The organism is Ruminiclostridium josui JCM 17888 (assembly GCF_000526495.1).
Classification (GTDB): domain Bacteria; phylum Bacillota; class Clostridia; order Acetivibrionales; family DSM-1351; genus Ruminiclostridium; species Ruminiclostridium josui.
Genome location: NZ_JAGE01000002.1, coordinates 263,509 through 277,147, shown reverse-complemented (window position 1 = coordinate 277,147; position 13,639 = coordinate 263,509). Strand labels below are relative to the sequence as shown.

Annotated in this window: 14 protein-coding genes and 1 tRNA gene; 4 read left to right on the top strand and 11 right to left on the bottom strand. The window is 34.8% G+C overall.

The features are described from left to right. Positions 1-17: 17 nt before the first annotated feature. The 3 genes from K412_RS0117880 to K412_RS0117870 all read right to left on the bottom strand — a co-directional run bounded on the left by K412_RS0117880 (position 18) and on the right by K412_RS0117870 (position 1,651). A complete protein-coding gene (locus tag K412_RS0117880; protein WP_024834349.1) occupies positions 18-722 on the bottom strand; it encodes a response regulator transcription factor in 705 nt (234 codons plus the stop codon). 98 nt (positions 723-820) lie between these two features. Then, positions 821-1,036 (bottom strand): copper chaperone CopZ, encoded by a 216-nt coding sequence (gene copZ / locus K412_RS21105; RefSeq protein ID WP_034848312.1) that lies wholly within the window; start codon positions 1,034-1,036, stop codon positions 821-823. Between the two features lie 132 nt (positions 1,037-1,168). Beyond that, on the bottom strand, positions 1,169-1,651 hold the full coding sequence (locus K412_RS0117870; protein WP_024834348.1) for a DUF2318 domain-containing protein: 483 nt from the start codon (positions 1,649-1,651) through the stop codon (positions 1,169-1,171). A 168-nt stretch (positions 1,652-1,819) separates the two neighbouring features. Between K412_RS0117870 and K412_RS0117865 the strand changes: the two genes are divergently transcribed. Beyond that, a complete protein-coding gene (locus K412_RS0117865) occupies positions 1,820-2,959 on the top strand; it encodes an LCP family protein (RefSeq protein ID WP_024834347.1) in 1,140 nt (379 codons plus the stop codon). 66 nt (positions 2,960-3,025) lie between these two features. Here K412_RS0117865 and K412_RS0117860 read toward each other — a convergent pair whose 3' ends face one another. From K412_RS0117860 to K412_RS0117845, 4 genes are all read right to left on the bottom strand, one after another. Further along, the gene (locus tag K412_RS0117860) at positions 3,026-3,418 is read right to left on the bottom strand and encodes a DUF2752 domain-containing protein (protein ID WP_024834346.1); all 393 of its coding nucleotides are present in this window, start codon (positions 3,416-3,418) and stop codon (positions 3,026-3,028) included. 23 nt (positions 3,419-3,441) lie between these two features. After that, positions 3,442-4,245, bottom strand: coding sequence for a carbon-nitrogen hydrolase family protein (locus K412_RS0117855; RefSeq protein WP_024834345.1), 804 nt, complete (start codon positions 4,243-4,245; stop codon positions 3,442-3,444). A 101-nt stretch (positions 4,246-4,346) separates the two neighbouring features. Further along, a complete protein-coding gene (locus K412_RS0117850) occupies positions 4,347-5,705 on the bottom strand; it encodes a PFL family protein (RefSeq protein ID WP_024834344.1) in 1,359 nt (452 codons plus the stop codon). 11 nt (positions 5,706-5,716) lie between these two features. Further along, the gene (locus K412_RS0117845) at positions 5,717-5,986 is read right to left on the bottom strand and encodes an ACT domain-containing protein (RefSeq protein ID WP_024834343.1); all 270 of its coding nucleotides are present in this window, start codon (positions 5,984-5,986) and stop codon (positions 5,717-5,719) included. 212 nt (positions 5,987-6,198) lie between these two features. Here K412_RS0117845 and K412_RS0117840 point away from each other — a divergent pair, with 212 nt between their 5' ends. Both K412_RS0117840 and K412_RS0117835 read left to right on the top strand, forming a co-directional pair. Further along, the gene (locus K412_RS0117840; protein WP_024834342.1) at positions 6,199-7,584 is read left to right on the top strand and encodes a putative DNA modification/repair radical SAM protein; all 1,386 of its coding nucleotides are present in this window, start codon (positions 6,199-6,201) and stop codon (positions 7,582-7,584) included. Next, a complete protein-coding gene (locus tag K412_RS0117835; protein WP_024834341.1) occupies positions 7,568-8,308 on the top strand; it encodes a TIGR03915 family putative DNA repair protein in 741 nt (246 codons plus the stop codon). Before K412_RS0117840 ends, K412_RS0117835 begins: the two co-directional genes overlap by 17 nt. 48 nt (positions 8,309-8,356) lie before the next feature. On the opposite strand, the gene murD is transcribed toward K412_RS0117835, so the two are convergent. Then, positions 8,357-9,754, bottom strand: coding sequence for a UDP-N-acetylmuramoyl-L-alanine--D-glutamate ligase (gene murD, locus K412_RS0117830; RefSeq protein WP_024834340.1), 1,398 nt, complete (start codon positions 9,752-9,754; stop codon positions 8,357-8,359). A gap of 96 nt (positions 9,755-9,850) precedes the next feature. On the opposite strand from murD, the gene K412_RS0117825 reads away from it, so the two are divergent. Beyond that, positions 9,851-9,937, top strand: a tRNA-Leu gene (locus tag K412_RS0117825). 49 nt (positions 9,938-9,986) lie between these two features. Here the strand turns inward: K412_RS0117825 and K412_RS0117820 are convergent. The 3 genes from K412_RS0117820 to cmk all read right to left on the bottom strand — a co-directional run bounded on the left by K412_RS0117820 (position 9,987) and on the right by cmk (position 13,635). Beyond that, on the bottom strand, positions 9,987-10,778 hold the full coding sequence (locus K412_RS0117820) for a CheR family methyltransferase (protein WP_024834339.1): 792 nt from the start codon (positions 10,776-10,778) through the stop codon (positions 9,987-9,989). Positions 10,779-10,926: 148 nt separating this feature from the next. Further along, positions 10,927-12,945, bottom strand: a complete 2,019-nt coding sequence (locus K412_RS0117815; protein WP_024834338.1) for a bifunctional 4-hydroxy-3-methylbut-2-enyl diphosphate reductase/30S ribosomal protein S1 — start codon at positions 12,943-12,945, stop codon at positions 10,927-10,929. Positions 12,946-12,963: 18 nt separating this feature from the next. Further along, the gene (gene cmk, locus K412_RS0117810) at positions 12,964-13,635 is read right to left on the bottom strand and encodes a (d)CMP kinase (protein WP_024834337.1); all 672 of its coding nucleotides are present in this window, start codon (positions 13,633-13,635) and stop codon (positions 12,964-12,966) included. Positions 13,636-13,639 lie beyond the last annotated feature (4 nt).

Here is a 13,639-nt window from a genome sequence, read left to right as displayed (position 1 = left end):
CAATTTATTCAAATTAATTAAAATTCTCCCGCAAATCTGTAGCCTACTCCGTGAACAGTCACCAGATACTTTGGAGTTTTGGGGTCATCCTCTATTTTTTGTCTAATATTTTTTATGTGAGTATCAACGGTTCTGTCGAAACCCTCAAAATCGTCACCAAGAGCCATACTTATAAGTTCTTCACGAGTAAAGGCTTTTTTAGGGTATCTTGCCATAGTAACCAATATCCTGTATTCATTAGGAGTAAGATTTATTATATTGCCTGCTTTTCTTATTTCATGAACAAAGGTATCTATTGCAAGGTCTCCATTGTCAAAAATAACTTTTCTGTTGTCTTCAACAGGTTCTCTCACAGTTCTTCTGAGCACTGCTGCAACTCTTGCAAGAAGCTGCCTTGGACTAAATGGTTTTAAAACATAGTCATCTGCACCAATATCCAAGCCTGTTATTACTTCATCATCAGCTACTTTAGCCGTTAACATTATTATTGGAACGGAAGAATTTTTTCTAATTCTTTTACATATTTCTTCCCCTGAAATATCAGGCAGCATCAAATCAAGTATTATTAAATCAGGATTAAAATCATTGTAACCCTCCATAGCTTCTTTACCGTTTACTGCTGTAAATACCTTGTAACCAGCATGTTCAAGATATGATTTTACAACATCTGATATTTTTGCTTCATCATCAACAACCAGTATTTTTTTTGCAAAATCCGTCAATCCAAAATCCTCCATCAATATTTATTATATATAAATATACCCCGTTCCACACATATAAACAGTGAAACGAGGCTTACTTTTTACACGAAATTATGATGTTACATGGTAACATCATAACCCTGATCCTCAATTGCTTCTTTAATTTGGTTTCCTTTAACAATCTCAGGGTCAAACTCAACTGTTACCTTCTTAGTAGCCAGGTCAACGTCAACCTTTTCTACTCCTTTTAAGGAGCCTACAGCATTCTTAATACTGTTTACACAGTGATTACAGCTCATTCCTTCAACAACAATATCTGTTATTTCTTTGGCCATAAAAGTCCCTCCCTTTTTACGATTCCACAATGTTATTATTTTTTAGTTTCAAATCTTTATGTATTCAACTTTCGCAAGTATATACCAATCCTTGGTTTTATGCAAGCTGCAAAAGTTGATTTATAACTAATTTTACTTGGTTTTCCAATTAGCAGTAAACAGTCCCTTATTATTTTCAATAAGCTCTTTTGATATGATGATATTTTCAGCATCTTCATTTCTGTTTTCCCTATAAATAGGAATTGGATTACATCCTCCTCTTTGCTGCTCTATCATATCCAAGGAAAATCTGTTTCCACAGTTCTGACACACAATTGTGTCCCCTTCCTGTTTATAATAAGCTCTTGGTGAGCCATTGCACACCTGACATGTATTAAATGCTGTCCTTATAGTACCATCACTTGCTTTCACTGCAAGGACTTCCATATTGGTTTTTCCTACTTTTACAGGATAAAATGTTACTTTATCTGTAATCTGACTCTTAGATATTACAATATCTGCCAACTCTACACTATTTTTCGAATCATTTATTGCAAATTTAAATATAAAAATTCCTGTTAATACTACTATTATTGCTGCAATTATGGTAAAGTTTAACTTACGTGATTTTTTCAATTTGAACCTCCTTGTATTTAATTGTATTAATTTTGAAGCTACAGCTAAATACTATCAATAAGATGTGTAGATTTTATGAAGGTTACAAATTTGAAATAATTGCTTACAAAATTTGCTGAACTAATATATATTTAATTTACCGAACAAAAAAGTTTAGGAGTGTGACAAATGAAATCTGCAAAGTTATCTTTTTTAGCATGCCTTTTCAGTGGAATTATTTTATTTATAATAGGTTCTGCATTATTAGTAAATATTCGTACATCGCCTCCCCCTAAACCAAACAATGATGCAGTCTTACCTTCCGGAGATTCTAAAAAAACTATAGATGTAACTGATACATACAAAAATATCAGTGATCCTCTAAATTTTCTTGTTCTTATTAAAGAAGCATCTGGCCTGCACACAGATACCATTATAATTGGTAATTACGAGCCTGTGACTAATCAAATTAGTCTACTGACAGTACCCAGGGACACAAAGCCATTCGGAAAATCATCTTTAAAAATTAACAACGTCTTTTCAATGGGTTTAAATAAGTATGCAGATTTACCAAAAAGCCAACAAAAAAGTAAAGCTATCGAATATGCAACACAGTCCATAAGCAACCTTACCAATATTCCAATTGATTACTATGTTTACCTTGAAATAGATACAATCAAGGAAATCGTGGACATGCTTGGCGGAGTTTATTTTGATGTACCTGCCGATTTAAGATATGTAGACCCGTCTCAAGGCCTGAATATTAACCTAAAAAAAGGATATCAACTCCTTGATGGTGACAAAGCAGAACAATTGCTGAGATTCAGGAAACCCCCATACAGTCTCAGAAAAGCATCTGAAGACCTTCGGAAATATTACGACGGTTCAGACCTCAAAAGAACGGAAATGCAGATAAAATTCGTTAATGAACTTATTAAACAGAAAGTAACTCTTTTAAATATGCCTAAGCTGGTTCCTGTCATAAATTATGCTTTCAGCAATGTAATTACTAACATTACTCTTTCGGACACACTTAACTTAGCCAGCGGACTTACAAAAGCCAACAAACAGGAAATGAACACTTTTAAACTATGTGGATTAGATAGAACCATAAATGAAATCTACTATTTCATTTACAACCAAAAAGTTGAAGATACCAAAACAAGAGAGCAATATGATACTCAGGAGATAATTGACAAGTACTTTAAAACAAAAACAGGCAAGTTTTTGCCTGACCCTGATAAAAAATACAATTATCGCTCATTACTATTGGATAATCCATCAAACAGTAATACTGAGTCAAAAAGTAACGGTAAAGATAGACCTTAAAGAAAGGGACTGTAGCAAAACAGAAATACTTAACTGTTTTGCTACAGTCCCTTTAAATTTACAGATTTAAAATGGCCGTATAAAATTTCTTACCACGAAATATACAGAAGAAATGGCACCCAATACCCACCAGAAGATACGATTTCTTGGAAATATCTTTTTATGTCGGTGGAATACATAAGTTATCAACTCAATATATGCCAGTATAGCCAGAATAATACCCAGTAATGGTATTGGATTAAACCTTATGGATTCTGTAATATCACCTTTTAGTAAATGCTGAACACTTCTTGTATTTCCGCATCCGGGACAATATATGTTGAGATAAGTATAGCTTGGACATGAAGGAAAAAGTGTTCCTAAATAGATTATCTGATTTTTTAGGAAATAAACTGAAACAATCAGCACAAAAGGAAAAATACAGACTGCGGCCTTTATCCATTTTAGATTATTTTTCAAAATCTGCTCACCTTTCACCTATTCTAATCTATAATCTTATTAACCGGAATTTGACTGCGTACACTATTTACCATCTTAAGGTCAATATCAGCAATCATTATTCCCTCTTTTTCATCCGCCCTTGAAATAATACTCCCCCAAGGATCACATACCATGGAATTTCCATAAGACACATAATCAGCCTTTGAATTCCTTGCAGAAGAAACCGCTGCATGAAAAACCTGATTATCGAGTGCTCTTGCCCTCACAAGCAAATCCCAGTGTGCAGGGCCTGTTGTCATATTGAATGAAGCCGGTGTAATAATAATTTTTGCTCCTGCTTCAGTCATTTTTGAGTAAAGCTCGGTAAAACGCATATCAAAACAAATCCCAATGCCTACACGTCCAAATTCAGTTTCAGCAACAGTAACCGACTTTCCCGCTGTTAAAACATCCGATTCCCTAAATACAATGCCACCCTTAATATTTATATCAAAAAGATGTACTTTTCTATGTATTGCAATTATGTTACCCTCTCTGTCAAACATAACAGATGTGTTATATATACACCCATCGGAACTCTCAGGAATAGTGCCCGCCACTATGTACATATTATTATACTTAGCCGAATCTGAAATAACTGATAGAGTTTTACTATTTTCTAGATTTTCAGTATATAAAGGAAACATCTTTGTGTCATAGGGACAATTAAACATTTCAGGAAGTATTGCTATATCTGCGCCAAGTTTACAACATTCATCAAGCATGGACGCTGCTTTTTTCAAGTTATCATCCTTATTATCCGAAACAGTCATTTGACATAACCCAAGTTTAATATTAGTTTTCATATGACACCTCCTAGTAATATGATTCATACATATTTTAAGGGTGGTAAAAAACCTGTTTTCCCGGTAATTTGCCACCCTATATAAAATTCAATTTTATTAATTTAGTTTTTCAGGCTGTGCATTGGAGCCGGAATCCTTCCGCCTCTATTAATAAACTCACTACTACTGAAAGGATTTACTTTCATAACAGGACCTGAGCCCAGCAGCCCTCCAAACTCAACCTTATCTCCAACCTTCTTACCCGGAGCAGGAATTATTCTGACAGCAGTGGTTTTTGTATTCACCACACCGATTGCAGCTTCGTCTGCAATTATTGCAGAAATGGTTTCGGCACTAGTATCACCGGGAACAACAATCATGTCAAGTCCTACTGAACATACACAAGTCATTGCTTCAAGCTTTTCCAGAGTTAATGCCCCTGAAAGAGCTGCATTAATCATTCCAGCATCTTCACTTACAGGGATAAAAGCACCGCTAAGACCTCCAACGTAGGAAGAAGCCATTACTCCTCCCTTTTTAACTGCATCATTTAAAAGAGCTAGAGCCGCAGTAGTTCCATGAGTTCCACACTTCTCAAGGCCCATTTCTTCAAGAATATACGCAACACTGTCTCCAATTGCAGGAGTAGGTGCCAAAGATAAATCAACAATACCAAAAGGAACATTTAACCTTCTGGATGCCTCCTGAGCTACCAGCTGTCCCATCCTTGTTATCTTAAAAGCAGTCTTCTTTATAGTTTCAGAAACAGTTCCAAAATCCGCACCCTTAACCTTTTCCAAAGCACATTTTACAACGCCGGGTCCACTTACACCAACATTTATAACACATTCGGGTTCTCCGATACCATGAAAAGCACCGGCCATAAACGGATTGTCTTCTACAGCATTTGCAAAAACAACAAGCTTTGCACATGCAAGTGCTCCGTTATCTGCGGTCAATTCAGCACATTTCTTTATAACCCTGCCCATTTCAGCCACGGCATCCATATTTATACCAGCTTTTGTAGAAGCAACATTTACAGATGAGCAAACGAGTTTTGTTCGGCTTAAGGCTTCAGGAATAGATTGAATAAGTCTCTTATCACCTACTGTATAACCCTTATGAACAAGAGATGAAAATCCTCCTATAAAATTTACACCCACAGTTTGAGCAGCCTTGTCCAGCGCTTCCGCAAACTTCACATACTCGTCACTTTCACAGCTTTCAGCTACAAGAGCAATGGGAGTAACTGATATTCTTTTATTTATTATGGGGATACCATACTCCCTTTCTATATTTTCTCCGGTAACAACAAGCTTTTCAGCATATTTGGTTATCTTATCGTAAATCTTCTTACATGAAATATCTATATCGGAATGACAACAATCCCTTAATGAAATTCCCATGGTAATTGTTCTTATATCAAGATTTTCTTTTTGAATCATTTCTATGGTTTCTAGTACTTCAAAAGGACCTAACATTATTGCTCACCTCATATCCTATGCATTGAATTAAAAATATCTTCGTGCTGAATCTGTATTTTCAGCCCCATTTCAACACCCTTGGATTCTAACTTATCAGAAATGTCATGAAATGGTATACTGCATTTGGATATATCTACAATCATTATCATAGTAAATACATCCTGGAGAATAGTTTGGGATATGTCAAGTATATTAACATTACACTCTGCCAATATGTTGCTAACACCTGCAATTATTCCAACTTTATCCTTACCGATAACTGTTATTACTGCTCTCACGCTAATACCTCCCGTAAATGCTTATAAATATTATTCTAATTTAACTTACTAATGTATCAGAGTTGGTTTATATTATATATCTTTAATATATAAATATCAATCATTATCATTTCGAACATACGTTTGATTTCTATGAGAAAATATGTTATACTATATTAAAACAGATAAATTAGTTTAATTTTGAGTAAATTATTCTTATGAGGAAAACAAATATGGACTTGAATGAAAAATTAGGTATATTAGCAGATGCAGCGAAATATGACGTTTCATGTTCATCCAGCGGTGGGACAAGAAAAAATAAAAACGGTGTAGGAGACAGTCATGCATGTGGAATATGTCATACATGGGCAGATGATGGAAGATGTGTTTCTCTGCTTAAAATTCTGTTGTCAAATGAATGTATCTACGACTGCGTATACTGTATAAACAGGTCTTCAAATGACGTGCCTCGTGCCAGCTTTACGGCTGAGGAAGTTATAGAGCTTACCATGAATTTTTATAGAAGAAACTATATAGAAGGACTTTTCTTAAGCTCCGCTGTTTTAAAAAATCCAAGCCATACCATGGAATTAATGCTTGAAATTGTAAAAAAACTTCGTACCCAACACAAATTTTTTGGTTATATACATATAAAAGCTATTCCCGGAGCTGATGAAAGGCTTATTAACGAAGCCGGAATGTACGTTGACAGAATGAGCGTAAACATAGAACTGCCATCTGACAAAGGCCTTGAAGTACTTGCCCCTCAAAAGCCCAAAAAAGCTTTGCTAAAACCAATGCATCAAATAAGCAACAAAATAATCGAATCCAAAGAAAATAAGAGATTATTTAAGAAGAGCGAATCTTTTGTACCGGCTGGACAAAGTACACAACTTATTGTGGGGGCAACACCAGATAAGGATTTAAGCATTTTAAAACTCTCAGAAGCCTTGTACAGCAATTTTAACCTCAAGAGGGTTTACTACTCGGCTTTTGTACCAACAGTCACAGATCCCAGACTTCCTGCTCTTATTAAGCCTCCCCTTTTACGTGAACATAGATTGTATCAGGCCGACTGGCTTTTGAGGTTTTATGGGTTTGAAGCTGATGAATTACTAAGCAAAACTAATCCAAATTTTAATCCTGAGCTTGATCCTAAAGCTGACTGGGCTTTAAGGAATTTGCATTTATTTCCCATAGAGGTAAATTCTGCAGAATATGAAATGCTTTTGAGAGTACCTGGTATAGGTGTTAAATCTGCACAAAGAATTATTGCTGCCAGAAGAGTCGGTAGATTAACTTTTGATAACTTAAAAAGAATTGGAGTAGTTTTGAAACGTGCAGGACACTTTGTAACCTGTCAGGGTAAAACTTATGAGAGTTACAGTTCAAACGAAGCTATTGTAAAAGACTCCTTGATAAGTGCAAAACTTCAGCCCAAAAGCAAAAAGTCTGTTGCAGGACAAATGTCATTATTTTCATTTGTAAATGATAGTGAAGCCGATGAAAGCTTGTCAGAATTTCTTCTAACAGAATCTCCTTCAAATAGTCGTCAATGGCTCAGCTATTTCAATCAACCACAGGATGGGAGGCTTTTGCTAAGTGATATACATTTATGACGGAACATGGGATTGCTTTTTGACAGCAATTCATCATTATTATTATGACAAGCAGGATGTTTCAAATATTGAATCGAGCCTTTGCTATAAACCAAATCTTATTGACGAATACAGAACCATAACTACTGATATTATAAAGGCTAAGGCCGTAGAAGAAGCAATACTGCACAAGATTTCAGCAGAAAGTCTTGAAAATATTCAAAGATGTTTTTTTTCCGAAATTGAAGGTCGCGAAATTTGGATTTTAAAATACATTCGTATGGGTTTTAAAATAGGCAGCCGTATAGACAGTATGCTTGGTGACAAAACTGTTTTGGATGTGCTGATTCCTGCCAGAAAAGTAGGCCTTGAATGTCATAGAATGCTGGGGTTGATTCGTTTTGAGCTTTTAGAAGGTGGTATTTATTATTCAAAAATCCAGCCTGACCATAATATAATATCTTTCATATCTCCCCACTTTAAAAACCGCTTTTCTGACCAGAACTGGATAATTCATGATACAAAACGTAAAATTGCTTCTTTGTATAACACAAAAAAAATGCTTCTTTCCTATATGGATTTGTCCAATATACCTGAATTACACTCTGATGAACTTAAATTCCAAGCACTTTGGAAAAATTATTATAAGCATATAGCAATAAAGAATAGAATAAATCCTAAACTTCAAAAGAATTTTATGCCAAAACGTTATTGGAAAAATCTTACAGAGAAAAAACCGGACTAATGTCTGAAACGAAAAGAGGCTGTTGCAACAGCCCCTTTAAATCCCAAACTATTTAAGCTTATTAACCAATTCTTTAAATACGTTTCCACGGTGTTCAAAATTTTTAAACATATCAAAGCTTGTGCTTGCAGGTGATAGAATCACGCAGTCACCTGGTTTTGCTTCTTCATATGCTTTTTGAACAACTTCTTCGTAACTATCACAATGAATAATTTTTATCTCATCTTCTATGTCCCTTTGCTGGAGATAATTCTTATATGCTTCCTCGATTCTTGAAGCAGTAGCTCCTATTAGCAACAGACATTTTACCTTCTCGTCGATAATTTCTCCTATGGAATCATATGGTATTCCCTTATCTTTTCCTCCCGCAATAAGAATTACTTTATTTTTGAAGGTTTTTAATGCTGCTATTGTTCTTGAAGGACTGCTATCAATAGAACTATTGTAGAATTTTACCCCATTAAGCTCCCTTACCAATTCTATTCTATGTTCAACTCCATTAAATGTAGCGGCAACCTTTGCTATGGTCTCAGGTCTAACATAATCTATAGTCGCTGCAGTTGCAGCCATGTAATTCTCTATGTTATGAACTCCGGGTATCTTAATTTTGTCACCTTCTACAATTTCTGTACTGCTGTTTTCTTTTTTAACTATTATTTTGCCATCTTGATATACAACGCCTACGTCAAGATTTTTAAGTCGTGAAAAATAAACATGTTCCCCACGTGCCTCATAATTAAAACTCCTTGTGATTTCATTATCATAATTGAGAACAAGCTTATCATTTTCCTTTTGATTAATAAATATGTTCTTTTTAGCATCAATATACTCTTGTAAAGACTTATGAACATCAAGGTGATTTGGAGTTATGTTTGTAATAACTGCAACTGACGGACAGTCTCTAATTGTCATTAATTGGAAACTGCTTAATTCCAATACTACCTTGTCCGTTTCTGCAACATCATCTATTTTACTTAGCAGAGGTGTCCCTATATTACCCCCAAGCCAGCAATTATAACCTTCTTCCGTGAGTATCTTATATATTAAGGTAGTCGTAGTGGTTTTTCCATCACTGCCTGTAACCGCAAAAACCTGTGCAGGACATAACTTTAGAAATACTTCCATTTCTGATGTAAGTTCAGCACCATTCTCTACAGCCTGAACTAGTTCCGGTAAATCGGGTCTCATTCCCGGTGTACGAAATATCAAATCAAATCCATTTAACTCAGAAAGATAATCAGGCCCAACACTATATTTAACAGGCAATCCTTTTAGTTCATTGAAAGCATCTGTAAGCTTTTCTTCTGGTGATTTATCAAATGCAGTTACATCTACACCAAAATTTACAAGATATTTAATTAAGGGAATATTACTTATACCTATTCCCATAACAGCAACCTTTTTATTTATAACGTCTTTCTTGAACTGTTCCAGCTTATTATTCATAATTACCTCCGTTATTCTCCATAATCCACATAAAATAAATATTGCCTATTGAAAAATCAAAAAACATATAGTAAAATACTAGTGCAGTTAAGTCATGCGGATATGGCGGAATTGGCAGACGCGCATGGTTCAGGTCCATGTGAAAGCAATTTCATGCAGGTTCAACTCCTGTTATCCGCACCAAAAGAGTTTGAATTATAATTTCAAACTCTTTTTTGCTTCTATTAATACTCTAAACCGGATAATTAAAATTATCTGAGTCCTTTATATAGAAAAATGTCTTCAGTGACTTAAAATTGTACTTATTCGCCATTATAAGCTGTTCCGTACTTCCTACAAAAAGTATACCTTGAGGATTTAATGACATATTGAATTTTTTGTATATTTCTGTTTTCGCTTCCTCTGTAAAGTAAATCAATACGTTTCTACATACTATTAAATCAATGTTGGTAGGATAAGGGTCTCTTAAAAGATTGTGCTGTTTGAACTCTACGCAATTTTTTATTTCATCCTTTATTTTATAACTCTCACCCAAAATTGTAAAATACTTGTTTTTAAACTCCTGTGGTAAATTCTCGACACTTTTGGCATTATATATACCAGCTTTTGCCTTTTCTATAGCACCCATGTCTATATCTGTTGCTAGTATCTTTATAGAGCTAAGAGGCAAAAGTTTATTGAGTACCATAACAAGGGTATATGGTTCATCTCCTGTAGAACATGCGGCACTCCATATTGTCAGCTTCTTTTTTTTGCTCAGCAAAAGTGGAAAAATCTCTTTCTCTAAAACTGACCATTGGTCGGGATTCCTGTAAAACTCAGAAACATTTATCGTAAGGTAATTTATAAATTCTTTGAACAATTCCTTATTATCTTTTAATGCTTGAACATAATCCTTGTATGTATTATAATTATTCTTTCTTATTAGAGCATCAATTCTTCTTTTCATTTGCTTTTCTTTGTAGAGAGTAAGATTTATCTTAGTCATTTTGAATATTTCTTCTTTAAAGCCTTCGTAATCCATAGGAACCTCCTCATTGGTTTATTATTACGTTTTTTATACAATATTATATTCTGAATGAGGTATGATGATGTTTTTACACTTAAATAAAGGATGTACCAACGTACATCCTTTATTATAACTATTTAATATGAAAAGTATAGTCAAAATTTTATCCTTTAATGCTCTCACCAATTGTAGTAGTCATATCTTCAATATGTTCTTTTGGAAGTTCTTCCTCTTCAGCTGCTGAAAGGCCTTCTTCCTTTTTTGCTCCTACAGGATCAATTGGGTTAACTTCCTTTATGCTAAGGCTAATTTTCTTTGATTCCGCATCAAATTCAATTACCTTTGCTTCAACCTGCTGACCAACTGTCAAAACATCACCAGGTTTGCCTAAGCGAACTGATGAAATCTGAGAGATATGAACTAATCCGTCAATTCCTTCTTCAAGTTCAACAAATGCACCAAATGGTACAAGTCTTACAACCTTACCAGATACTACGTTACCTACCTGATATTTTTCTACAGCTTTAACCCATGGATTGTCTGCTTGTTTCTTGTAGCCCAGTGAAATACGTTTCTTTTCCTTGTCAAAATCCAGTACCGAAACAATTATTTCATCTCCAACATTAACAACCTCTGATGGATGCTTTATCTTGCTCCATGAAAGTTCGCTAAGATGAACAAGTCCGTCTACTCCGCCAATATCTACAAAAGCACCAAAGTCCATAAGACTCTTAACTTGACCTTTGTAAGTTTTTCCGATTTCTATATTATTCCATATTTCATTGGATGCAGCTTCCTTGCTCTTTTCAATTAAAGTTCTTGCTGAACCCACAACTTTTCTTTTCTGCTTATTTAATTCTATAATCTCAACCTGTAAAACTTGTTTTACAAATTCAGAAAGATCCTTAACAAATCTGTCACTGAGCTGTGAAGCAGGAATAAATACTCTAACCCCACTAGCATTACCTATTACACCGCCGTTAACCTTTTCAGTAATTTTAACCTTTATAGGCTGTTTGTTCTCAAATGCACTTTCAATTATATCCCAGCCTTTAACGGCATCAACTCTCTTCTTGCTCAGAAGAACGTTGCCTTCACCATCGTTTACACGTACTACAAAAACGTCAATCTCGTCTCCAACCTTAAGTGATTTTTCAGGATTAAAGTCCGGATCATCAGAAAACTCCTGCATTGGAATTATTCCGTCTGATTTATACCCCATGTCAATAAATACTTCGTTATGGTTATATCCAATAATTTTACCTTTTGTAATCTGACCCGTAGTCAAAGTTACAAGTGAGCTTTCAAAAGCATCAGCAAAGCTCATTTCCAAATCCTGTCTATTTAATTCACTCATTTTATGAATAACCTCCTTGATTACCCAGTCAGGTGTTGACGCCCCTGCAGTAATACCAATTTTTTTAATTTTTTTTATATCAACCGATGGAATATCATCGGCTGTTTGTACTTTTAATGTATTATCACAATTTGCCTTGCAAATTTGATAAAGTTTATTAGTATTAGAACTATTATTTCCGCCAATAACCAACATCATGTCAACTATTTTCGAAATTTTTTCTGCTTCAGTTTGTCTTTTGTCTGTCGCATTACATATTGTATCAAATTTTAAAACATTTTCAAACCTTTTATTTAATCTATTTATAATTTTTTCCCATTTATCACGAATAAATGTAGTTTGTGCAACAATACATATCTTTTTTTTTATATCCGGCAAATCATCAACATTATCCTCGTTTTCAATGATAAAAGCACTGTTATCGCACCATCCGTTTATTCCTATTATTTCAGGATGGGTTTTGTCACCTGCAATAATTATCTGGTAACCTTCTTTGTACTTTTTGTTAACTAAGTCATGTATTTTTTCTACATAAGGACATGAAGCGTCTACTACCTCAAGCCCCCGAGTTTTCAATCTTTCAATTACCTGTGGACCTACACCATGAGCTCTTATAACAACTTTTGCAGGTGCTTCTGCCTCTTCCGGATTGTTTATTGTAGAAACACCATATTCTGTAAGTTTTTGTACTACCTGTTCATTATGAATTATTGGTCCAAGTGTATATATTTTATGTTCTGAATTTGTTGCCAAATCATATACTATATTAACCGCATTATTTACTCCAAAGCAAAAGCCAGCGGTTTTTGCAATAACCAGTTCCATTAAAACAACCTCACAATTTTAGTTACTTGCATAATTTTTATAGAAGTAAAGTATTCTCTCAGCTACTTCATCAATTGTCATGGAAGTAGAATCTATCTCAAGTGCATCCGGCACTTTTTTCAGAGGAGCAAAAGCTCTTGACATATCGTTATTGTCTCTATTGCGAATATCCTCTCTGACATCATCCAAATTAACCTGCTGCCCTTTTAAAACCAGTTCTTCATATCTCCGCTTAGCTCTTTCTTCAATATCTGCAGTTAAAAATATCTTTAGATTTGCCTGTGGCAGTACATATGAACCTATATCCCTGCCGTCCATAACAACATCTTTGTCAGATGCAATCTTCCTTTGAAGTTCAACCATTTTTAGTCTTACTTCTTTTATAGCTGCCACGTTTGCGGCACCGGCAGATACTTCTCCCGTTCTTATATCCTCTGAAACATCACGACCATCCAAGAAAATCTTCTGGATATTGTCATCATGTGTGATTGCTATATTTATATTATCTATTATTTTAATTAAATCTTCCCTTGCCTTGGTGTCAACACCACTTTCTATTGCCTTCAAGGCTACTGCCCTATACATTGCTCCAGTATCAAGATATATAAACCCAAGCTCCGCTGAAACCTTTTTGGCAATTGTACTTTTTCCGGCGCCTGCCGGACCATCTATTGCTATGCTTTTTGGCATTCTT